Source organism: Rhodococcus sp. 2G, assembly GCF_001886355.1.
Classification (GTDB): Bacteria; Actinomycetota; Actinomycetes; order Mycobacteriales; family Mycobacteriaceae; genus Rhodococcus; species Rhodococcus pyridinivorans.
The window spans coordinates 633,920-655,628 of sequence record NZ_CP018063.1 but is presented as its reverse complement, the minus strand read 5'-3'; the positions used below and the strand labels follow the sequence as shown (position 1 = coordinate 655,628).

The following is a 21,709-nucleotide window of genomic DNA, read 5'->3' as shown; positions in this document are numbered from 1 at the left end:
GCGGTCAGTTCGGATCGTCACATGCCACGGGCTAGCCTCATATTCACAGGCGCTCCGATCGGGTACCGAAGAAAGAAACGAGGCGAACAACTGCCGTGAGCAGCAGCTCTACATCACAGTTCGGACAGAACCAGTGGTTGGTTGACGAGATGTACCAGCGCTTCCAGGACGACCCTTCGTCCGTGGACGCGAGTTGGCACGAATTCCTCACCGACTATTCGCCGGAAGCCGCGGTGGCCGGAGGCACCAACGGCTCCGACACCGCCACGACCGAGAAGCCCGCGCCGAGCACAGCATCTGCGCCGAGTTCCTCCGCTTCGGCCCCCACCAAGCCTGCACCGAAAACCGAGACCGCGTCGGCGAAGCCCGCACCGCAGGCCGAGGCCGCGCCGGCCAAGCCTGCACCGAAGGCGGAGACCAAGCCTGCGACGCAGCCGAAGGCCCAGGCCGCGCCCGCGAAGCCGGCTCCCAAGCCCGCCGCGGCCCCGTCGGGCCAGGCCACCGAGGAGAAGAAGGTTCTGCGCGGCGCCGCTGCTGCCGTTGCGAAGAACATGAACTCCTCGCTGTCGATCCCGACGGCCACCAGTGTTCGCGCGGTGCCCGCGAAGTTGATGTTCGACAACCGCATCGTCATCAACAACCACCTCGCCCGCACCCGGGGCGGCAAGGTCTCGTTCACCCACATCCTCGGTTACGCGATCGTCCAGGCGGTCAAGGCGTTCCCGAACATGAACAACCACTTCGCCGAGGTCGACGGCAAGCCGAACCTCGTCGTGCCCGCGCACACGAACCTCGGTCTCGCGATCGACCTGCCCGGCAAGAACGGCCAGCGTTCGCTGGTCGTGGCGGCCATCAAGAACTGCGAGACGATGAACTTCGCGCAGTTCTACTCGGCCTACGAGGACATCGTGCGCCGCGCCCGCGACGGCAAGCTCACCGGCGACGACTTCTCCGGCGTCACGATCTCGCTGACCAACCCGGGCGGTATCGGCACCGTGCACTCGGTCCCGCGTCTGATGCAGGGCCAGGGCGCGATCATCGGCGCCGGCGCCATGGAGTACCCGGCCGAGTTCCAGGGTGCGTCCGACGCGCGGCTCGCCGAGATCGGCATCGGCAAGCTGCTGACGCTCACCTCCACCTACGACCACCGCGTGATCCAGGGCGCGGAGTCGGGTGAGTTCCTGAAGAAGATCCACGAGCTGCTCATCAGCGACGACTTCTACGACGGCATCTTCCACACCCTGCACATCCCCTACGAGCCGGTCCGCTGGCGCAAGGACGTGCCGGAAGGTCTCGTCGACAAGCACACCCGTGTGCTCGAGCTCATCGCCGCCTACCGCAGCCGCGGCCACCTCATGGCCGACACCGATCCGCTGCAGTTCGTGCGCGACAAGTTCCGGTCGCATCCCGATCTCGACGTCACGACCCACGACCTGACGCTGTGGGATCTCGATCGCGAGTTCAATGTCGGTGGCTTCCACGGCCGCCCGAAGATGAAGCTGCGCGACGTGCTGTCGGTGCTGCGCGACGCGTACTGCCGCCACGTCGGTGTCGAGTACACCCACATCCTCGAGCCCGAGCAGCAGCAGTGGCTGCAGGAGCGGGTCGAGGCGCACCACGTCAAGCCGACGGTCGCCCAGCAGAAGTACATCCTGAGCCGCCTCAACGCCGCCGAGGCGTTCGAGACGTTCCTGCAGACCAAGTACGTCGGTCAGAAGCGCTTCTCGCTCGAGGGCGCCGAGTCCGTCATCCCGATGATGGACGCGATCATCGACCAGGCCGCCGAGCACACGCTCGACGAGGTCGCCATCGCGATGCCGCACCGCGGTCGCCTGAACGTGCTCGCGAACATCGTCGGCAAGCCGTACTCGCAGATCTTCTCGGAGTTCGAGGGCAACCTGAACCCGGCCGCCGCGCACGGTTCCGGCGACGTGAAGTACCACCTCGGCGCCGAGGGCACCTACATCCAGATGTTCGGCGACAACGACATCAAGGTCTCGCTCACCGCGAACCCCTCGCACCTCGAGGCGGTCAACCCGGTGCTCGAGGGCCTCGTCCGCGCCAAGCAGGACATCCTCGACAAGGGCGAGGACGGCTTCACCGTCCTGCCCTTGCTCCTGCACGGCGACGCTGCGTTCGCCGGTCAGGGCGTCGTCGCGGAGACCCTCAACCTCGCGCTGCTGCGCGGCTACCGCACCGGCGGCACCGTGCACATCGTCGTCAACAACCAGGTCGGCTTCACCACCGCGCCGGAGCACTCGCGTTCGTCCGAGTACTGCACCGACGTGGCGAAGATGATCGGCGCGCCGATCTTCCACGTCAACGGCGACGACCCCGAGGCCTGCGTGTGGGTCGCGAAGCTCGCCGTGGACTTCCGCGAGAAGTTCCACAAGGACGTCGTCATCGACATGATCTGCTACCGCCGCCGCGGTCACAACGAGGGCGACGACCCGTCGATGACCCAGCCGGCGATGTACGACGTGATCGATACCAAGCGCAGCGTCCGCAAGAGCTACACCGAGGCCCTGATCGGCCGCGGCGACATCTCGCTCAAGGAAGCGGAAGACGCCCTGCGCGACTACCAGGGACAGCTCGAACGGGTCTTCAACGAGGTCCGCGAACTCGAGAAGTACCCGCCGGAGCCGTCGGAGTCGGTCGAGCTCGACCAGACCCCGCCGAAGCGTCTCGACACCTCCGTCGACCGGCCGGTGCTCGAGCGGATCGGCGACGCCTTCGCCGAGGCGCCCGAGGGCTTCACCGTCCACCCGCGCGTCAAGCCGGTGCTCGAGAAGCGTCGTGAGATGTCACGCAACGGCAAGATCGACTGGGCGTTCGCCGAGCTGCTCGCGTTCGGTTCGCTGGCCGAGGAAGGTGCCCTGGTGCGCCTGGCCGGTCAGGACTCGCGTCGCGGCACGTTCACGCAGCGCCACTCGGTCATCATCGACCGCAAGACGGGCGACGAGTACAACCCGCTCGCCTCGCTGGCCAACCAGGCCGGCAACGGCGGCCGCTTCATGGTCTACGACTCGGCGCTGACCGAGTTCGCGGGTCTGGGCTTCGAGTACGGCTACTCGGTGGGCAACCCCGACGCGCTCGTGCTGTGGGAGGCGCAGTTCGGCGACTTCGTCAACGGCGCGCAGCCCATCATCGACGAGTTCATCTCGTCCGGTGAGGCCAAGTGGGGTCAGCTCTCCGACGTCGTGCTGCTGCTGCCGCACGGCCACGAGGGCCAGGGTCCCGACCACACCTCGGGCCGCATCGAGCGCTGGCTGCAGCTGTGCGCCGAGGGTTCGATGACGGTCGCGGTTCCGTCGACCCCGGCGAGCTACTTCCACCTGCTGCGCCGCCATCACCTCGACGGCATCCGCCGCCCGCTGGTGGTGTTCACGCCCAAGTCGATGCTGCGCAACAAGGCCGCGGTCAGCAACATCGAGGACTTCACGCAGGGCAAGTTCCGCTCGCTGCTCGAAGAGGTTCCTTACGAGGAGGGCACGGCCGACCGGTCGAAGGCCACTCGTGTGCTGCTCACCTCCGGCAAGATCTACTGGGAACTGCTGGCGAAGAAGCAGAAGGAAGGTCGTGACGACGTCGCGATCGTGCGCATCGAGCAGCTGTACCCGGTGCCGCGTCGCCGCATCGCCGAGACGCTCGAGCAGTACCCGAACGCCACCGAGTTCTTCTGGGTCCAGGAGGAGCCGGCGAACCAGGGTGCCTGGCCGTTCCTCGGCCTCGCGCTGCCGGAACTGCTGCCCGACAAGCTCAGCGGTATCAAGCGCGTGTCGCGTCGCGCGATGTCGGCACCGTCGTCCGGCTCGAGCAAGGTCCACGCTGTCGAGCAGCAGGAGATCATCGAGAAGGCCTTCGGTCGCTAGAAGCTCCGTTTCGGATCCTTCGGGTCCTTGACGGTTCTCATGTGAGCCGGGTCGGTTCGTCCCCGCGAGGGGCGATCGACCCGGCTCACGCCTTTTTCCGGTGTGTTTCGGACCGGGCACGACGGGCACCCTCCGGAGGACCCCCGATCGTGTCCTGCGAGGAGCTACCGATGGCAAATCCGACCGTGGCCGACTACCTGTTGCACCGCCTGCGCGCGTGGGGGGTGGACCACGTCTTCGGATATCCCGGCGACGGCATCAACGGGATCCTCGCCGCCTGGACGCGCACCGGCAACGATCCGGTCTTCGTGCAGTCCCGGCACGAGGAGATGAGCGCCTTCGAAGCCGTGGGCTATGCGAAGTTCACGGGCCGGCCCGGGGTGTGCATGGCGACCTCCGGCCCGGGCGCGATCCATCTGCTCAACGGCCTGTACGACGCGAAACTCGACCACGTTCCGGTGGTGGCGATCGTGGGCCAGACCGACCGTTCAGCGATGGGCGGGTCGTACCAGCAGGAAGTGGACCTGCACACGCTGTACAAGGATGTGGCGTCGGCGTTCGTGGAAACGGTGACGGTGCCCGAGCAGTTGCCGAACGTCCTCGACCGGGCGATGCGCACCGCCATCGCGTACCGCACTCCCACGGCAGTCATCATCCACGGCGACGTGCAGGAACTCGAGTACTCCCCGCCCGGCCACGAGTTCAAGATGGTGCCGTCGAGCGTCGGCTTCGACCGTCCCCGGATCACACCGGACGACGACGCGATCCGGCGGGCCGCGGAGATCCTCAACGACGGGGACAAGGTGGCGATGCTCGTCGGCAGCGGCGCCCGCGGTGCGCGGGCGCAACTCGAGCAGGTCGCGGATCTGCTCGGCGCCGGGGTGGCGAAAGCCCTGCTGGGCAAGGACGTGCTGTCGGACGAGTTGCCATGGGTCACCGGATCGATCGGGTTGCTGGGCACGCGGCCCACCCACGAGATGATGACCGGCTGCGACACGCTGCTCATCGTCGGTTCGTCCCTCCCCTACAGCCAGTTCCTGCCCGAATACGGCCAGGCCCGCTGCGTGCAGATCGACGTCGACCCGAACATGATCGGGATGCGCTATCCGAACGAGGTCAACCTCGTCGCGGATGCCGCCGCCGCGCTCGACGCGCTCGTCCCGCTGCTGCAGCGCAAGGAGGACCGGTCGTGGCGTGAGGGCATCGAGCAGAACGTGCAGCGCTGGTGGCAGACCATGGGACAGCAGGCGGAGGTCGAGACGGAGTTCGTCAATCCGCTGCGGATGTTCGCCGAGGCCTCACCGCGACTGCCGGACGATGCGATCGTCACCGCCGACTCGGGTTCGGCCGCCAATTGGTATGCGCGCCAATTGCAGTTCCGCGGTGACATGCGCGGTTCGCTGTCGGGCACCCTCGCGACGATGGGTCCGGCGGTGCCGTACGGGATCGGCGCGAAGTTCGCGCATCCGGGTCGTCCGGTGGTCGCGTTCGCCGGCGACGGGGCGATGCAGATGAACGGCATGGCCGAGCTGATCACCATCCAGCGGTACTGGCAGCAGTGGACCGATCCGCGGCTCGTCGTCGCGATCATCCACAACAACGATCTCAACCAGGTCACCTGGGAGATGCGTGCGATGGGTGGGGCACCGAAATTTGCGGAGTCCCAGTCGCTTCCGGACGTCGACTACGCTGCCTTCGCGCGCAGTCTCGGGCTGGGCGGCGAAACCGTGAAGTCCTCGGACGAGATGGGCTCGGCCTGGGATCGCGCGCTGGCCGCGGACCGTCCGACGGTGCTCGACGTGTACACCGATCCGGACATGCCGCCGATCCCGCCGCACGCGACGTGGGAGCAGTTCACCGATGTCGCCAAGGCCGTGCTCGCCGGTGACGAGAACCGTTGGGGCTTCGTGAAACAGGGCGTCAAGACGAAGCTGCAGGAGTACCTTCCCGGAAACGATCGCTGAGAAACCCCCGTTACCTTCTTCGTAGTCCCGCACCGCGGGACCACGGTCGCCAAGTTCGGTATGACTTCTTGCCCCTGTCTCTCGAATGATCCGGGGGGTGGTGTCGCCGAACCTGGTGACGTCGATGGACCGCTGATAGGGACACGGCCACCGGATTTGCGGTAGGTCTCTTCGTAACGTGGGTGCCGGGTATCGACGTCGGATCGGTGACCGTCCGGAGCGGAACGAAAGGCACGCTTCATGGACCCGACCTACGCCGTGTTCTGCGGCATCGACGTGGGCAAAGGCGAACACCACGCCGTCGGACTCGACCCTTCGGGCACTCGACTGTTCGACAAAGCCCTGCCCAACGACGAAACCAAACTGCGGACTGTGTTCGACCGTCTCGCCGAACACGGCCCGGTACTGGTGATCGTCGACCAACCGAACACGATCGGCGCTCTGCCGGTCACCGTGGCCCGAGCCTGCGGCCACGCCGTGGCGTACCTGCCGGGATTGACGATGCGCCGCGTCGCCGACCTCTACCCGGGTCAGGCCAAAACCGACGCCCGAGATGCGTTCATCATCGCCGACACCGCCCGCACGATGCCGCACACGCTGCGCCGGGTCGATGTCGGTGACGAGGCCCTGGCCGAACTCGGGGTACTCGTCGGATTCGACGACGATCTCGCCGGTGAGGCCACCCGCATCAGCAACCGCATCCGCGGATTGCTCACCGGAATCCACCCCGCTCTCGAACGCGTCCTGGGCCCCAGGATCGCGCATCCGGCCGTGCTCGAAATCCTGTCGCGCTGCGGTGGACCGGTCGGTATCCGCAAGGCCGGCAAGCGCCGGCTCACCACACTCGCAACCAAGCACGCTCCGCGAATGGGCACCCGTCTCGCCGAGGAGATCCTCGCCGCCCTGGATGCGCAATCTGTGACGGTGCCGGGCAGTGCCGCCGCCGAGATCGTTCTGCCGAAACTTGCAGATTCTCTGAAAGAAGTTCTGCAGCAGCGCAAGAGCATTGCCGAGGATGTCGAGAGGATGCTCGACGACCACCCTCTTTCCCAGGTCCTGATGTCGATGCCCGGCGTCGGCATCAGGACTGCAGCCCGCGTCCTCCTCGAGGTCGGTGACGGTTCCGCGTTCGCGTCTGCGGCACACCTGGCGGCCTATGCCGGTATCGCCCCGGTGACTCATCGTTCCGGGTCGTCGATCCGTGGGGAGCACCCCGCCCGATCGGGCAACCGCAAGCTCAAACGGGCGTTGTTCCTGTCCGCATTCGCCGCGTTACACGATCCGACCAGCCGCGCCTACTACGACCGCAAACGCGCCGAGGGCAAGAAGCACAACGCCGCCCTGATCTGCCTTGCGCGGCGGCGCTGCGACGTCCTCTACGCCATGCTCAAGAACAAGACCTTCTACCGGTCCCCAATCGCAGAAGCAGCATGAGCACAGACCACGAGTTGGGGCTTGACCCGTTGTTAGCGCACTTGCTTCGCCAGATGGATCAGCGCATAGCCGCCCGGAGTCGGAGTGCGGTGCGTTTCCTGATACCCGAATCGGGAGTAGAGCCGCAGGTTGCCGAGGCTGCGCTCACCTGTGAACAACTGCAGATCAGTGATCTGCTCAGGTAGTCGCTCTTCCACCAGTTCGAGCAGTCGACTGCCCCGGCCCTGGCCTTGCATGTCCGGGGCCACGACCAGCCTTCCCAACTCGGCGGTATGAGGCTCCGTCGGAGAGAGATACACGCGCACGGCGGCGACGAGACGTTGGGAGTCATCGCGCAACCCGAACGCGAGCACGTCGGGCTGCGTCAGCTCACTCACCAACTCGTCGAGGGATTGCATCAACGGGGGAAGGTTCACGTCGTCGTGGGCCTGCGCCTCAGTCACATATGCAGCACGCTGCAACGTCAGCAGCTCACCCGCGTCCCCACCTGACAGTGTCACAACGGATTCCATGCATGTCGATTATTCCAGCCCCTACCGGACCGCACTTCAGTGGCATCCCCGGTCGGTTGACATCAACATAGGGACACCCCCCGGCCGGAGCAGCGTCACCGGCCGATGAGTGGAGCGAATGTGCCGCCAGCGCAACGCCGGACAGCGCCGCGATGGCCAGTTCGACGAACTCGTCGCGGGTGAGTTCGGGATCGCGTAGCCACGCGATGGTCGTGTCCTCGACGAAGGCCACCCAGCCGCGCACGGCGAGCCGCACGGCGGGCGTCGGCTCGATCCCGATGGCGGGCAGGTGCGCGACAGTCCGGTCGACGAGCGCTGTGCGGGTGTCCTCGAAGGCCGCCCGCATGTCGGGGTCGCCGCTGGTGGCGCCGCGCAGGATCGAGACGTACATGTCGCGGCGCCGGGTGACGTAGTCGACGTACGCGACGAGCGTGCCGCGCAGCATCTCGATCGGTTCGAGACCTTCGTCCGGTGCGGTGTACTCGACGAGATCCTGGCCGACGCATCGCACGAGTTCGACGTGGTAGTCGTGCTTCGAGGCGAAGTAGTGGAACAGCAGCCCCTTCGAGACCCCGGCCCGGTCGGCGACCTCGTCGACGGAGATCTGTTCGAGGGGCCGGTCGGCGAGCAGTTCGAGACCCTGTTCGATCAGCTGGGCCCGGCGTTGGGCGGGACCGAGGCGGGTCCGGCGGGGTCCGGGACTGTCGTCTGTCACGTCCACCATGCAAACACCGTTATTGAATTATGGTCAACAAGTGTTGACCAGGTCACTGGAACGCTCTAACCTCAAGTACATGAGTCTTCCGGTTACAGATACCGTCGCCGACGCGGAGATCCGTCAGGTCGACACGCTGATCATCGGCAGCGGGTTCGCCGGGCTCGGTGCGGCCATCCGACTGTCGCAGGCGGGCAAGGACTTCCTCGTGCTCGAACGCGCCTCCGAGGTGGGCGGCACCTGGCGCGACAACACCTACCCCGGCGCGGCGTGCGACGTGCCGTCGAACCTGTACTCCTACTCGTTCGCCCTCAACCCCGGCTGGACGCGCTCGTTCTCGCCGCAGCCGGAGATCCAGAAGTACATCCGCTCGGTCGCCGACCGATACGACGTGCGGCGACGCACTGTCTTCGGGTGCGACGTGCAGACGGCCCGCTGGAACACCGCGACGCACCGCTGGGACGTGGCCACCACGCGCGGGAAGTACAGCGCCAAGGTCGTGATCTCCGCGGTGGGCGCCCTGTGCGAGCCGTCGCTCCCCGACATCGAGGGCATCTCCGGTTTCGAGGGCGAGATCTTCCACTCGGCACGGTGGAACCACGACGCCGACCTCGCCGGCAAGCGCGTCGCGGTCATCGGCACCGGCGCCTCCGCCATCCAGATCGTGCCGGCCATCGCCGGCACCGTGGGCCATCTCGACGTCTACCAGCGCACGGCACCGTGGATCCTCCCCCGCTTCGATCGCGAGTACACCGCTCCCGAGCGGTTCGCCTTCCGGTTCATCCCCGGCTTCCAGCGCCTTTCACGCGCCCTGCAGTACACCGCCCGCGAGACGCAAGTCGTGGGTCTGGCCAAGGCGCAGGCCTTCATGAAGCCGCTCGAGCTCGCCGCGCGCATCCAGGTCCGGCGGCAGATCCGCGACAAGGAACTGCGCCGGAAGGTCACGCCGAACTACGGTATCGGCTGCAAGCGCATGCTGATCTCGAACAACTACTACCCCGCACTCGACCGGCCGAACGTCGACCTCGTCACCGACGGCATCGCCCGCGTCACCCCGCGCGGCATCGTCACGAAGGACGGCACCGAACGCGAGGTCGACGCGATCGTCGTCGCGACGGGCTTCCACGTCACCGACTCGCCGACCTTCGCCGGCATCTTCGGCAAGGAAGGCCGTTCGCTCGCCGAGGTCTTCGACGAGACCGGCATGCGGGGGTACAAGGGCAGCTCGGTCGCCGGATTCCCGAACCTGTTCTTCCTCGTCGGACCGAACACCGGACTCGGGCACACCTCGATGGTGTACATGATCGAGTCGCAGCTCGAATACGTCGTCGACGCCGTTCGCACGATCGATCGCAACCGCATCGGCACGGTCGAGGTCCGCGAGGACGTGCAGGACGAGTACAACCGCGACCTGCAGCGCGCGATGCGGTCGAGCGTGTGGAACAACGGCGGGTGCGCGAGCTGGTATCTCGACAAGCACGGCAACAACACCACGCTGTGGCCGGGATTCACCTTCGAATTCCGCCGTATCACCCGCAGATTCGACCTCGAGGCGTACCGTAGCGTCGCCGAATCGGATCTCCCCGTCGCCACCGACCGTCCCGCGCAGGAGCGCACGTCCCGAGAGGCAGCAGTTCGATGAGTGATGTCGCAGGCCGGGTCGTCGTCGTCACGGGCGCGGGTTCCGGGATCGGCCGGGCCCTCGTCCTCGCCCTCGCGGCCCGAGGCGCCCGCCTGGCGATCTCGGATGTCGACACCACAGGGCTCGAGGAGACCGCGCGTCGCGCACGGGAACTCGGCGCCGAGGTGAAGGCCGACCATCTCGACGTCACCCAGCGCGAGAAGGTCCTCGAGTACGCCGAGCAGGTCGCCGCCCACTTCGGCGCGGTCCACCAGGTGTACAACAACGCGGGCATCGCCTATCACGGCGACCTCGAGCGCACCGAGTTCAAGGACATCGAGCGCGTGATGGACGTCGACTTCTGGGGAGTCGTCAACGGCACCAAGGCTTTCCTGCCGTATCTCATCGCGTCGGGCGACGGCCACCTGATCAATGTCTCGAGCCTGTTCGGTCTGCTGAGCATCCCGGGTCAGGCGGCGTACAACTCGGCGAAGTTCGCCGTGCGCGGCTTCACCGAGGCGGTGCGGCAGGAGATGCTCGTCGCGCGGCATCCCGTGCAGGTCACGTGCGTGCATCCCGGTGGTATCAAGACCGCGATCGCGCGCAACGCCGCCGTCCCCGACGGCGACGACCAGGCGACCTTCGCGGAGTTCTTCGACCGCAAGCTCGCACGCACGACCCCCGAGGACGCGGCGAAGACCATCCTCACCGGTGTGCGGAAGAACAAGGCGCGTGTACTGATCGGCGCCGATGCGAAGCTGCTCGACGCCTTCGTCCGCGTTGCCGGACCGGCCTATCAGCGTGTCGTCGCCACCGTGACCTCCCGGGTCGTGCCGAGGGGATAGGCTGCGGCATGCCTCCGACACCGCAGTTGTCACCGCGGGTGGCGCGTACCGCCCTGCGTCCTCTCTTCCGTGCCCTGCTGTCGCCGCGCTGGTCGTTCGCCACGCAGCGCCGGTTGCTCGACCTCGCGGCGCCGTTGCAGTTCCTCCCGAAGGACACCGTGGTGCGCCCGATCCGTCTGGGAGGACGCCCCGCCGAGCGGATCACGGTGGGCGCCACCGAGCGGACCACGGCGATCCTGTACCTGCACGGCGGGGCATACACCGGCGGGTCGCTCGCCACGCACCGCTCGCTCGCGGCGCATCTCGCCGCCGCGTCCGGAGCGGCCGTGTACGTCCTCGACTACCGGCTCGCGCCCGAGCATCCCTATCCGGCGGCGTTGAACGACGCCGAGGCGGCCTATCTCGAACTCGTCAGCGAGCACGGCTTCGAGGTGTCGAGCATCGCGATCGCCGGCGACTCGGCCGGCGGTGGCCTCGCCGCGGCCACCACACACCGGCTCGTCGACCGTCACGGGATCACCCCGCCGGCGCTCGGATTGTTGTCGCCGTGGACCGATCCGGCCGCCCGCGACCTGCCTGACGTGAACGACGTCGTTCTGAACAAGGGCTGGGTGTATTCCTCGGCCGAGGCGTATCTCGCCGGAGGCGATCCCACCGATCCCGGTTACGCGCCCATCCACGCCGATCCCACGGGTCTGCCGCCGACGCTCATCCAGGTGGGCACCGCGGAGATGTTCCACCCACAGGTGCGGCAGTACGCCGAGAAGCTCCGGGCGGCGGGCGTCGAGGTCACCCTCGTCGAACAACCCGAGTTGTGGCACGTCGCGCCGTTGCAGGCGTCGCTCGTTCCCGAGGCCGCCGCGGCGATCTCCGACTTCGGTGTGTTCCTCCGCGACCGGATGGGCACCCGCGCGGGCTGAGTACTCGCGGGGTGCCGTTCACGCTCCGGCGTGTTCGTCGATCCATTCGCGGGCCACGGTCTCGGGATCGTCTCCCTCCTCGACACGCGCACGCAGTTCGGTGAGATCGCTCGTGGTCAGTTCACCCGCGATGGTCCGCAACGCGTCGAGTTGTGCCTCGTCGAGGGTGCCCTTGCGGAAGACCGGGACGACGTTCTGGGCCGGCAGGACCGGGGCGGGCGCATCGTCGGCGTTCGTGTCGTCCTGCGGGCTGCGGTCGGGTGCGTCGGGCACGGTGCTCACGGGCGAATCCGCGTCGATCTCCGCGAGGGCGGACGACGTCGTGGTGGTTCCGACGACCGTGTCGGGTTCCGACGCGACGGCGACGGACTGTGCATCCTCGATCCGTCGCACCTCGCGCGGGCGGCAGTCGGTGCGTTCGAGGGCGGTGAGTCCACCGGCGGTGTCGAAGTCCTCGGTCACCGCGAAGGTCAGGTCGGCGCAGCGGCCGGCGAGGTCGGCCACGCGGCTCACCGACCATTGCGTGAGCCGTTCGCGGTCGGCGAGCAGCACCGCGCGGTCCTGCGCCGAGGCGTAATCGGAGATGGTCAGTTCGTCGGGCAGTGCGCGCGCCAGCGCTTCGAAGACGTCCTCGGCGTCGGTCGCGTCGGCACCGGGATCGTAGGACGCGAGCAGCCGTCCCGTGTAGCCGGGGATCAGCGTGAGATCGGCGGCGTCGAGCGCTGGGGTCGGATCGGCGACACCGGAGCGGACCTGCACGTCGATCCCGCTACTGCGCAGCGCTCCCGCGTACAGCTGCGCGAGCAGTTCCTCGTCGGGCCGCTCCCCCGCCCCGACGATCACCGTCGTCGACGGTGCCGCCTCGTCGAGAACGGGCGACGCACACCCCTGGAGCACGGCCGCCGCCGCGCATGCGGTGAGCACCGTCGCCGCGACCGGCCGGATCCGTCTCGCTTCGTTCGCCACGGCGGTCATTGTCGCCCACCGGTGCGCCACGGTCCGCACGTGCCCGACCGTCCGGCCCGCCGAGACGCCGAACGCCCCGGTCCGGAACCCTTGTGCGGTTCGGATCGGGGCGTTCGGTGCGATCTCGCCGGGAGCGAATCCCTAGTCGGTGACGCCTTCGGCCTTCGCCGCGGCCGCGACGGCCTCGGCGACGGCGGGCGCCACGCGCGGATCGAGCGGGCTCGGGACGATCTTGTCCGCAGCCAGTTCGTCACCGACGACCGAGAGGATGGCCTCGGCGGCGGCGAGCTTCATGCCCTCGGTGATGCGGCGGGCACCTGCGTCGAGAGCGCCCTTGAACACACCGGGGAAAGCCAGCACGTTGTTGATCTGGTTCGGGAAGTCGCTGCGACCGGTCGCCACGATCGCGGCGTGCTTGTGGGCGATGTCGGGGTGGATCTCCGGATCCGGGTTCGACATCGCGAAGATGATGGCGTCGTCGGCCATCGTCGCGACGATCTCCTCGGGCACGGTGCCCGACGACACGCCGAGGTAGACGTCGGCGCCGTCGAGCGCCTCGGCGATGCCGCCCTTGCGGCCCTCCGGGTTGGTGCGGGAGGCCAGATCGGCCTTGATCTCACCGAGATCGGTGCGGTCGGAGGAGGAGATGATGCCCTTCGAATCGAGCACCACCACATCGCGCGCACCGGCGGCGAGCAGGATGTTCGTGCACGCCACGCCGGCAGCTCCGGCGCCGGAGATCACGATGCGCAGGTCGGCGATGTCGCGGCCCTGCACCTTCACCGCACCCTTGAGGGCGGCCAGGGCGACGATGGCGGTGCCGTGCTGGTCGTCGTGCATGACCGGGCAGTCGAGCGCCTCGATGACGCGCTTCTCGATCTCGAAGCAGCGCGGAGCCGAGATGTCCTCGAGGTTGACGGCGCCGAAGGACGGACGCAGCCGGATGAGGGTCTCGACGATCGCGTCGGGATCGGTGGTGTCGAGCACCAGCGGGATGGAGTTCAGGCCCGCGAACTTCTTGAACAGCGCGGACTTGCCCTCCATCACCGGCAGCGAGGCACGTGCGCCGATGTTGCCGAGACCGAGGACCGCGGTGCCGTCGGAGACGACGACGACCAGGCGGTTGGTCCAGGTGTAACGGTCGACGAGGGTCTCGTCGGCGGCGATGGCCCGGCAGACCTGGGCGACACCGGGGGTGTATGCAATGGACAGATCGCGCTGGTTCTCGAGCGGCGCGGTCAGTTCGACCGACAGCTTGCCGTCGACGTGACTCGAGAAGATCTCCTCGTCCGTCAACTCGAGCTTCTGAGGGGTAGGTGCATCAGACACAATTGACACGATGACACTCCTGCGTGTTCCGAGTCGACCTCTGGACTCGGTTGCTGCGAAAACACCGCAGTTCGATGCATCTCACACACGTGCATGCATCGAGTTGCAGCGCTTCGCCAAGGACATTGGATTGAAGCTTCCGGGCGCGATCACGACTGCCGCTGTACAACGCTGTACGGCTTCCGGAACGTGATGGAGCCGGGGCGGGTGGCCCTGGCATCGAGCCCTGGGTGATCTAGCCCTGGGTGGGTCTGCCATCCTTCGTCCGATTCCGGGGTATTCCGGCTTTCGGATTGCCGCAAGTTTGCCACCTTCGCAGACGAACAATCAAATCGGCATCGATTGCGAAGGTCTCACGGTTTTGTCGCCTCACCTGTGAGTTTACGTGCCGTGAACACCGCGCCGCGGGCGCACCGCGATGAATTTCCGCAGTTACACGATGGCTACCGACGGGTAGCCGAGACGGCACTCGGGGCCGTCATCCCCACCACTGAGTGATCATCAGAATCGATGCAGTGAAGATCACCACAACGCTCGACAGGAGTGCTGTGCCACCCGAGCGTCGATCCGCCGTCACCTGGGCGATCACGGCCACGAGCGCGGCGACGACGTGCGCGGCGACCGAGGTGGCGCCCGGGCCGGGGAAACCGCGGTCGCCGGCGAGGTACTGGGCCCCGCACACCACGAACGTCAGGACCAGCACCGCCCCGCACACCACACCGGAGAGAGCGCGGAGGGCGCGGACGGGCAGACTCGCGCGGCGCGATGCGGGTTCGTACGGATCGGCGTAGTACCCCTCGTCCGGGTAATACGGTTCGTTGTAGTACTCACTGTCGTAGTAGTTTTCGTCGTTCGGCGACCCGTACTCCTCGTCCGGATACCGCGCACCCCGTCGCCTCATCCCTCGAGCACCTCCACACCGGTCGCGCAGTCGAGCAACGCCTCGTACGCCGCCGGAGCCGTGGTGAAGCTGCCGAGCCTGATGGTCTTGTTGTCGCCGTGATAGTCGGACGATCCCGTGACGACGACCCCGAGCGACCGCGCGAGATCGCGCATCGTCCGCACATCCTGCTCGTCGTGATCGGGATGATCGGCCTCGACACCGCCGAGCCCGAGTTCGGCGAGTTCCTCGATGTGGTCGAGGGCGAGGAGCCGCCCACGCGCACGTGCCCGGGCGTGCGCCACCACCGGCACACCGCCCGCGGCCGTCACCATCTTCACGGCGTCGGCGAGCGGGGTATCAGCCTTCGGTACGTAGTAACGGCCGCGCGGCGACAGCAGCTCGGTGAAGGCGTCGGCCACCGTGGGCACCACACCGGCGGCGACGAGCGCCCGCGCCAGATGGGGCCGGCCCGCGGCGGGGCCCGCCTCGGCGAGCACTGCGTCGATGTCGATCGGCAGACCATCGTCCGCCATCCGCACACCCATCGCCCGGATCCGCGACACCCGTTCACCACGGAGCCGCTCGAGTTCGGCGACGAAGACCGGATCGTGCGGGTCGAACAGATAGGCCAGCAGGTGCACGGCGACCGGGGCGCCGTCCTCCCCGCGTCCCGTGCAGGACATCTCCATTCCCCGGACGAGACGCAGGCCCGTCGGCAGGGCCGCTGCGGCCTCGTCCCATCCCGCGGTCGTGTCGTGGTCGGTCAGGGCCACGACGTCGAGACCCGCCCGGGCAGCGGCACGGACCAGTTCCGCGGGACGGTCGGTGCCGTCCGATGCGGACGAGTGGGTGTGGAGATCGATACGCACGCCACCAGTCTGTCAGGTCGGCGGGCTAGCATGATTGGAGCTGCCCCGCCCGGTCCCCGTCGACGGGCGACCGCCGCGCCGCGGGCCTGCGACCGGGCCGCGTCCCAGCGGCATGCCGTGAGGAAGGACAACATGCCGCACCAGCCTTCTCGTGCCACCCGTCGCGGCCCCACTCCCCCGGTCCCCACCGAGCAAGCGGTGGTCGACTGCGCGGTCTACGTCGACGGGCACCGCCTGCCCGGCCGCTACAGCCACACCGAGGCGGTGGCAGAGGTACGTCGGCGCGGTACGGGATTCGTGTGGCTCGGGCTGCACCACCCCGACGAGAAGCAGATGACGAACGTCTCGCACACCTTCGGACTCCACGAGCTGATGGTCGAGGACGCCGTCCACGCCCACCAGCGCCCGAAGCTCGAGCGCTACGACGACGTGCTGTTCCTGGTGCTGCGCACCGTCAGTTACATCGAGCACGAGTCGGTGACGACCACCAAGGACATCGTCGAGACCGGCGAGATCATGTTGTTCACCGGCCCCGACTTCATCGTGAGCGTGCGGCACGGCGACCACTCCGAGCTCTCGCACGTGCGCAAGCGCCTCGAACGCGACCCCGATCATCTGTCCCGCGGTCCGGCGGCCGTGCTCCACGCGATCGCCGACCACGTGGTCGACTCCTATCTCGCCGTCACCACGGCCGTGCAACCCGACGTCGACGACATCGAGGAACTCGTGTTCACCCCCGACACGCGGATCGCGGTCGACCAGATCTACATGCTCAAGCGCGAGATCGTGCAGTTGCGCCGCGCCGTCGTGCCGCTCGCCGAACCACTGCAGCAACTCATCCGGGCGCCGGGCAACCCGATCCCGAAGGACGTCCGGCGCTACTTCCGCGACGTCGCCGACCACCACACCACGGTGTCCGACCGCATCGCGGCCTTCGACGAGACGCTCGGCACGCTGCTCGACGCGGCGATCGCGAAGGTCACCGTGCAGCAGAACACCGACATGCGCAAGATCTCCGCGTGGGTCGCGATCGCCGCCGTGCCGACGATGATCGCCGGGATCTACGGCATGAACTTCGATCGCATGCCCGAACTGCATTGGCAATACGGCTATTACGTCGTGCTCTCCGCGATCGTCGCGATCACCGTGGGACTGTTCGTCACCTTCAGGCGCAACAACTGGTTGTGACCACCGAACTCGACCGCCCCTCGACACGCGCTGCGCAGGCTGCGCGATCTCCTCGGCGCCACGTGCTCGCCGTCGCCCTCGCGCTGATCCTGCTGCAGACGATCCTCCGGACCGTGGTGGCCGCGACCGGCGAGTTCTACTGGGACGACCTGATCCTCGTCGGGCGCGCGGGGTCGTATCCGCTGCTGTCCGACGCCTTCCTGCGGTACGACCACGATGGTCACCTGATGCCCGCCGCCTTCCTCGTGGCGGGGATCGCCACGGCGATCGCGCCGCTGGAATGGTGGCCGGCGGCGGCCTCGCTCGTGATCGGTCAGTTGCTCGCCTCGCTGGCGGTGCTGCGGGTGCTCTGGTTGCTGCTCGGCCCGCGACGCGCTCTGTGGGGACCGTTGCTGTTCTATCTCCTCACGCCGCTGACGCTTCCGGCCTTCGCGTGGTGGTCGGCCGCGCTCAACGCGTTGCCGCTGCAGGCCGCACTGGCCTGGGTGGCGGGAGATGCGCTGCAGTACAGCAGGACCGGCCGGCGCCGTCATATCGTGAGCGCCCTCGTCGTCACCGCTGTGGCGCTGGTGTTCTTCGAGAAGTCGGTCCTCGTTCCGTTCGCCGCGTTCGCGACGGTCGCCCTCGCACACCACGTCGACGGACTCGTTCGGCCGATCCGCAGCACGTGGGCGCAGGCCCGGCCGTTGTGGCTCGGCTCGGCGGCCGTGCTGGTCGTGTGGGCGGTCTGTTACTCGACGATCGTCGAATCCCGGTTCGGGATCCCGCCGTGGTCGATGGTGGCCGGGTTGACCCATCACGGCATCTCCTACGGGCTGTTGCCGTCGCTGCTCGGGGGTCCCTGGGAATGGGAGCGGTGGAATCCGAGCCCGCCCTGGGCCGATCCCCCGCTCGTGCTCGTCGTGGTCGCGTGGCTCGCTGTCGCGGGCGCCGCAGCGTGGACGGTGCGCCGGCGACGGCGGACCGGGCCCGTGTGGTTCGCTGTGATCGCCTACATCCTGGCCTCGCTCGCGGCGATGATCAGCACCCGCTTCGGTCCGGAGACCACCTACGAACTCGCGCGCACTCTGCGCTACTTCGCCGACTCCGCCGTGGTCGTCGCGATCGCCGCGGCGCTGATCCTGCGCGCCCCGCGACGAGGCACGACGTCCCGTCCTCGTGCCGTGCGTGCGGCCGCCTGGACCTGCGCGGCCGTGTTCACCGTCGGCTCCCTGTGGTCGACCGTGACGTTCGCGCGCAGCTGGTCGGACAATCCGACGGGCGATTATCTCGGGGCGGCGAAGGCGGCGCTCACGGCCCGGCCCGACGAGCCCGTGCTCGATCACCCGGTGTCGGTATGGATCCTGCTGCCCGTCACCTACCCGCACAACCTGGTGGGGTCCGTCTTCTCCGCGCTGCCCGTCCGGTCCGACATCCGCAACCACGCGACCGACCTGTGGGTCCTCGACGATCTCGGTCACCGCACTCCTGCCGACCTGTTGCCGCTGCGCCTCGTCCCGCCCGGCCCCGAGCCCGACTGTGGCCATCGCGTCACCACCGACGCCGTCACGGCCGTGCCGCTCGATTCCCCCGCGGGCGACTGGGAGTGGACCGTGCAGGTGAACTACCGGGCCTCCGCCGACGGCACGATCGACCTCGGCTTCCCCGGCCGCGCATCCGTTCCGGTCCCCGTCACCGAAGGACTCGGGACGGTGTATGTCCGCGTCTCCGGGGACGGGTCGGCGTTGCAGGCGCGCTCGTCCACCCCCGGCACGACCGTGTGCCTCGGTGCCGGATCGCTCGGAGTGGTCGTGCCGCGGGGGTGACGGCGGGCCAGCGTGGCGCGTCCGAGCGCGCGGTCCGTGAGAACCGGGACGGTCACAGACGTGCTTGCGCCCGGCGCGGGTCGCTCAGGTCGATGCCCGCTTCCTCCCACGCCTCGCGCAGCGCTTCGGTTCCCTTCAGCCGCTTCCAGGCCGCTTCGGTACCGGTGATCGGGCGGGCCTCGAAGAAGTGGACCGGATCGGAGGGCTCGGGCAACTCCAGCGACGGCACGTCGGCCGCCTCGAGCAACACCGCGGTGAACGGAGCACCCGGCCACAGCGGTTCCCCGAGATCGAGCAGGGCGTCGTCGGTGAGGACCACACCCTCCACGGCGGGCAGCGCCGCGAGCACCGCGAGGGTGCGGTGGACGCCGGCGGTGACGCCCTCGTCGTCGCGCAGGCTGAGCACCAGTTCGGCACGCGGCCCGCGCGTCGGGTCGGCCACCATGTCGGTCGGGTCGCCCATCGGGTGCCGGGAGCACCCCAGGGTCGCGTACCGCAGGAGCTCTGCACCACGGAAGCGGAGGACCTCGATCGGTTCGAGACCGAGGAAGGTCACCGACGCCGATTCCGGCTCCGGATCCCCCGGCACGGTCAGATGCTCGGTGAGGTGGCTGCGGACGGTGGCGAGAACTGCGTCGGTCACCCCTGCAATGTAGTCCCCGTCCCCGCACATGCGGTTCACACCCGGACCTGTGCACCGCGCGGTACCGTCGACGCGTGGCTCGCGACACCGGTTTTCCGGTCTCCGATGCCGGCGACGATTTCGCCCGGCAACGCCGGCGCGCCGAGTACGCCCGGCTGATCGCATGGCTGCGCCGCGAACCGGCCGACGTCAACACGGTGCTGCCCTTCGACGACGTCGTCGCAGCCCTCGGACGCCTCGGTGAACGGCGACTCGGGTTGCAGATCATCGAGGTCGCCTCGATCGTCGGCAGCGTCGACCGTGCCGACGACTTCGACCGTCGTTTCCGCCCCACCTCGGCACGCCTGCGCGCCAGGTGGGAACGCATCGCGGCCGCGCGGCGGCGCGGCGAGGCCATGCCCCCGATCTCCGTGTACCGGGTGGGACCGATGCATTTCGTGCAGGACGGGCACCACCGTGTGTCCATCGCCTACGCGCAGGGCGACCGCACCATCGACGCCTACGTCACCGAGATCACCACGAAGGTGCCCGCGGAGGGCATCACCGCCCGTCCCGATCTCGTGCGCAAGGACCACTTCAGGATGTTTCTCGGCCGCGTTCCCCTGCACGGCGCGGCCCAGGACACGATCCGCGTGTCCGACCCGTGGGGATACGCCGAACTGGCCGAGGCCGTCGAGGCGTGGGGTTTCCGCTTGATGCAGGATCTCGGCGAGTACCTCACCCGCGAGGAGGTCGCGCGGCGCTGGTACGAGGAGGAATTCGTCCCCGTCGTCGCGATGGCCCGGGAAGCGGGGATGTTGCGCTCACGCACCGACGCCGAGGTGTATCTGTGGATCGCGAGCGAGCGGTACCGGCTCGTGCGGCGGCACGTGTGGAGCGAGGAGATCGTCGACGAGCTCCGTAGCCGCGCACCCCGCTGACGGCTTCGGTGGATCCGACCCCGTTTTCCGGGGTCGGATCCACCGAAGCCGGTTTGTCAGAGGGTGACGTTCGCGCCGGTCTCCTGATCGAACAAGGCGATCTTCGCCCTGTCGAACCACAACTGCACGGTCCCGCCCTTGGTGGCCTGCGATTCCACCGACAATCGCGCGACCAGCGATTCGGCCGACATGTCGGCACCGGCGTCGGCGGCGAGTTCGTCGAGGTCCTTCGAGTGCACGCCCGGCCCCTCGGCCGTGAAGTACGCGAACTTGTCGGAGCCCATCGACTCGAGCACGTCGACCTCGGCGGAGAAGGTCACGCCCGTCTCCCGTTGGGTCGGGTCGAGCAGGTCGGTGTCCTCGAAGTGCTCCGGACGGATACCGACGACCACCTCGCGCGACGGATTGTTGCGACGCACGGTCTCCCATCGCTCGTCGGGCAACCGGAACTCGCCGAACGAGGTGCGGATCGAACCGTTCTCGATCTGCCCCGGAACGAAGTTCATCGACGGCGATCCGATGAAGCCGGCGACGAACAGGTTCCGCGGATGGTCGTACAACTCCTGCGGCGCCCCGACCTGCTGCACGATCCCACCGCGCATCACGACGACGCGGTCGCCGAGCGTCATCGCCTCGGTCTGGTCGTGCGTGACGTACACCGTCGTGGTCCCGAGACGCTTCTGCAGGCGCGCGATCTCGGTGCGCATCTGCACGCGCAGCTTCGCGTCGAGATTCGACAGCGGCTCGTCCATGAGGAACGCCTTGGGGCTGCGCACGATCGCACGACCCATGGCCACGCGTTGCCGCTGACCGCCCGACAGGTTGGCGGGCTTGCGGTCGAGATGCTGTGTGAGATCGAGGATCCGGGCCGCCTCGTCGACCTTGCGGGCGATCTCGTCCTTGGACACCTTCGCGAGGGTGAGCGGGAACGCGATGTTGTCGCGCACCGACATGTGCGGGTACAGCGCGTAGGACTGGAAGACCATCGCGATGTCGCGGTCCTTCGGTGCCCGCTCGTTGACACGCTCACCCGCGATGCGCAGCTCGCCGTCGGAGATGTCCTCGAGACCGGCGATCATGTTGAGCGTCGTGGATTTTCCGCACCCGGACGGGCCGACGAGAATGATGAACTCGCCGTCGGCGATCTCGAGATCCACGTCGCTGACGGCCTTCGCTCCGTCCGGATATTCCTTCGTCACCTTGTCGAGCACGATCTCGGCCAC

General features: G+C 68.0%; 17 protein-coding genes. 9 read left to right on the top strand and 8 right to left on the bottom strand.

The features are described from left to right. The first annotated feature begins 95 nt into the window (after positions 1-95). The 3 genes from BO226_RS03100 (at position 96) to BO226_RS03090 (ending at position 7,270) form a co-directional block, all read left to right on the top strand. Complete coding sequence (locus tag BO226_RS03100; protein ID WP_071934582.1) at positions 96-3,872, top strand: multifunctional oxoglutarate decarboxylase/oxoglutarate dehydrogenase thiamine pyrophosphate-binding subunit/dihydrolipoyllysine-residue succinyltransferase subunit; 3,777 nt, start codon at positions 96-98, stop codon at positions 3,870-3,872. 170 nt (positions 3,873-4,042) lie between these two features. Continuing rightward, positions 4,043-5,836, top strand: a complete 1,794-nt coding sequence (locus BO226_RS03095) for a thiamine pyrophosphate-requiring protein (protein ID WP_071934581.1) — start codon at positions 4,043-4,045, stop codon at positions 5,834-5,836. A gap of 240 nt (positions 5,837-6,076) precedes the next feature. After that, complete coding sequence (locus BO226_RS03090; protein WP_064257581.1) at positions 6,077-7,270, top strand: IS110 family transposase; 1,194 nt, start codon at positions 6,077-6,079, stop codon at positions 7,268-7,270. 32 nt (positions 7,271-7,302) lie between these two features. On the opposite strand, the gene BO226_RS03085 is transcribed toward BO226_RS03090, so the two are convergent. Beyond that, positions 7,303-7,782, bottom strand: coding sequence for a GNAT family N-acetyltransferase (locus BO226_RS03085; protein ID WP_064257580.1), 480 nt, complete (start codon positions 7,780-7,782; stop codon positions 7,303-7,305). Next, complete coding sequence (locus tag BO226_RS03080) at positions 7,742-8,506, bottom strand: TetR/AcrR family transcriptional regulator (protein WP_232238044.1); 765 nt, start codon at positions 8,504-8,506, stop codon at positions 7,742-7,744. Before BO226_RS03080 ends, BO226_RS03085 begins: the two co-directional genes overlap by 41 nt. A gap of 70 nt (positions 8,507-8,576) precedes the next feature. Between BO226_RS03080 and BO226_RS03075 the strand changes: the two genes are divergently transcribed. The 3 genes from BO226_RS03075 to BO226_RS03065 are packed head-to-tail and all read left to right on the top strand — an operon-like array spanning position 8,577 to position 11,883. Continuing rightward, positions 8,577-10,139: a flavin-containing monooxygenase gene (locus tag BO226_RS03075; protein ID WP_033097303.1), complete on the top strand. Its 1,563-nt coding sequence runs from the start codon at positions 8,577-8,579 to the stop codon at positions 10,137-10,139. Then, positions 10,136-10,963 carry an SDR family NAD(P)-dependent oxidoreductase gene (locus tag BO226_RS03070; RefSeq protein ID WP_019288078.1) on the top strand — a complete coding sequence of 276 codons (828 nt, stop codon included), beginning with the start codon at positions 10,136-10,138 and terminating at the stop codon, positions 10,961-10,963. Before BO226_RS03075 ends, BO226_RS03070 begins: the two co-directional genes overlap by 4 nt. A gap of 8 nt (positions 10,964-10,971) precedes the next feature. Then, positions 10,972-11,883 carry an alpha/beta hydrolase gene (locus BO226_RS03065; RefSeq protein ID WP_052040056.1) on the top strand — a complete coding sequence of 304 codons (912 nt, stop codon included), beginning with the start codon at positions 10,972-10,974 and terminating at the stop codon, positions 11,881-11,883. Between the two features lie 18 nt (positions 11,884-11,901). On the opposite strand, the gene BO226_RS03060 is transcribed toward BO226_RS03065, so the two are convergent. The 4 genes from BO226_RS03060 to BO226_RS03045 form a co-directional block, all read right to left on the bottom strand. Beyond that, a complete protein-coding gene (locus BO226_RS03060) occupies positions 11,902-12,858 on the bottom strand; it encodes an ABC transporter substrate-binding protein (RefSeq protein WP_071934580.1) in 957 nt (318 codons plus the stop codon). A 132-nt stretch (positions 12,859-12,990) separates the two neighbouring features. Next, positions 12,991-14,187: an NAD(P)-dependent malic enzyme gene (locus tag BO226_RS03055; protein ID WP_071934579.1), complete on the bottom strand. Its 1,197-nt coding sequence runs from the start codon at positions 14,185-14,187 to the stop codon at positions 12,991-12,993. A 469-nt stretch (positions 14,188-14,656) separates the two neighbouring features. Continuing rightward, on the bottom strand, positions 14,657-15,079 hold the full coding sequence (locus BO226_RS03050; protein WP_071934578.1) for a hypothetical protein: 423 nt from the start codon (positions 15,077-15,079) through the stop codon (positions 14,657-14,659). Continuing rightward, positions 15,076-15,930 (bottom strand): PHP domain-containing protein, encoded by an 855-nt coding sequence (locus BO226_RS03045; protein WP_006554311.1) that lies wholly within the window; start codon positions 15,928-15,930, stop codon positions 15,076-15,078. Before BO226_RS03045 ends, BO226_RS03050 begins: the two co-directional genes overlap by 4 nt. Positions 15,931-16,062: 132 nt before the next feature. On the opposite strand from BO226_RS03045, the gene BO226_RS03040 reads away from it, so the two are divergent. Both BO226_RS03040 and BO226_RS03035 read left to right on the top strand, forming a co-directional pair. Further along, positions 16,063-17,118: a magnesium and cobalt transport protein CorA gene (locus tag BO226_RS03040; RefSeq protein ID WP_037215783.1), complete on the top strand. Its 1,056-nt coding sequence runs from the start codon at positions 16,063-16,065 to the stop codon at positions 17,116-17,118. Continuing rightward, a complete protein-coding gene (locus tag BO226_RS03035; RefSeq protein ID WP_071934577.1) occupies positions 17,115-18,923 on the top strand; it encodes a hypothetical protein in 1,809 nt (602 codons plus the stop codon). The genes BO226_RS03040 and BO226_RS03035 overlap by 4 nt, the downstream gene beginning before the upstream one ends. Positions 18,924-18,975: 52 nt before the next feature. Here the strand turns inward: BO226_RS03035 and BO226_RS03030 are convergent, their stop codons facing one another. Then, positions 18,976-19,566 (bottom strand): suppressor of fused domain protein, encoded by a 591-nt coding sequence (locus tag BO226_RS03030; RefSeq protein WP_037215782.1) that lies wholly within the window; start codon positions 19,564-19,566, stop codon positions 18,976-18,978. 74 nt (positions 19,567-19,640) lie between these two features. On the opposite strand from BO226_RS03030, the gene BO226_RS03025 reads away from it, so the two are divergent. Next, positions 19,641-20,486 carry a hypothetical protein gene (locus tag BO226_RS03025; RefSeq protein ID WP_006554307.1) on the top strand — a complete coding sequence of 282 codons (846 nt, stop codon included), beginning with the start codon at positions 19,641-19,643 and terminating at the stop codon, positions 20,484-20,486. A gap of 56 nt (positions 20,487-20,542) precedes the next feature. On the opposite strand, the gene BO226_RS03020 is transcribed toward BO226_RS03025, so the two are convergent. After that, complete coding sequence (locus BO226_RS03020; protein WP_024103451.1) at positions 20,543-21,709, bottom strand: ABC transporter ATP-binding protein; 1,167 nt, start codon at positions 21,707-21,709, stop codon at positions 20,543-20,545.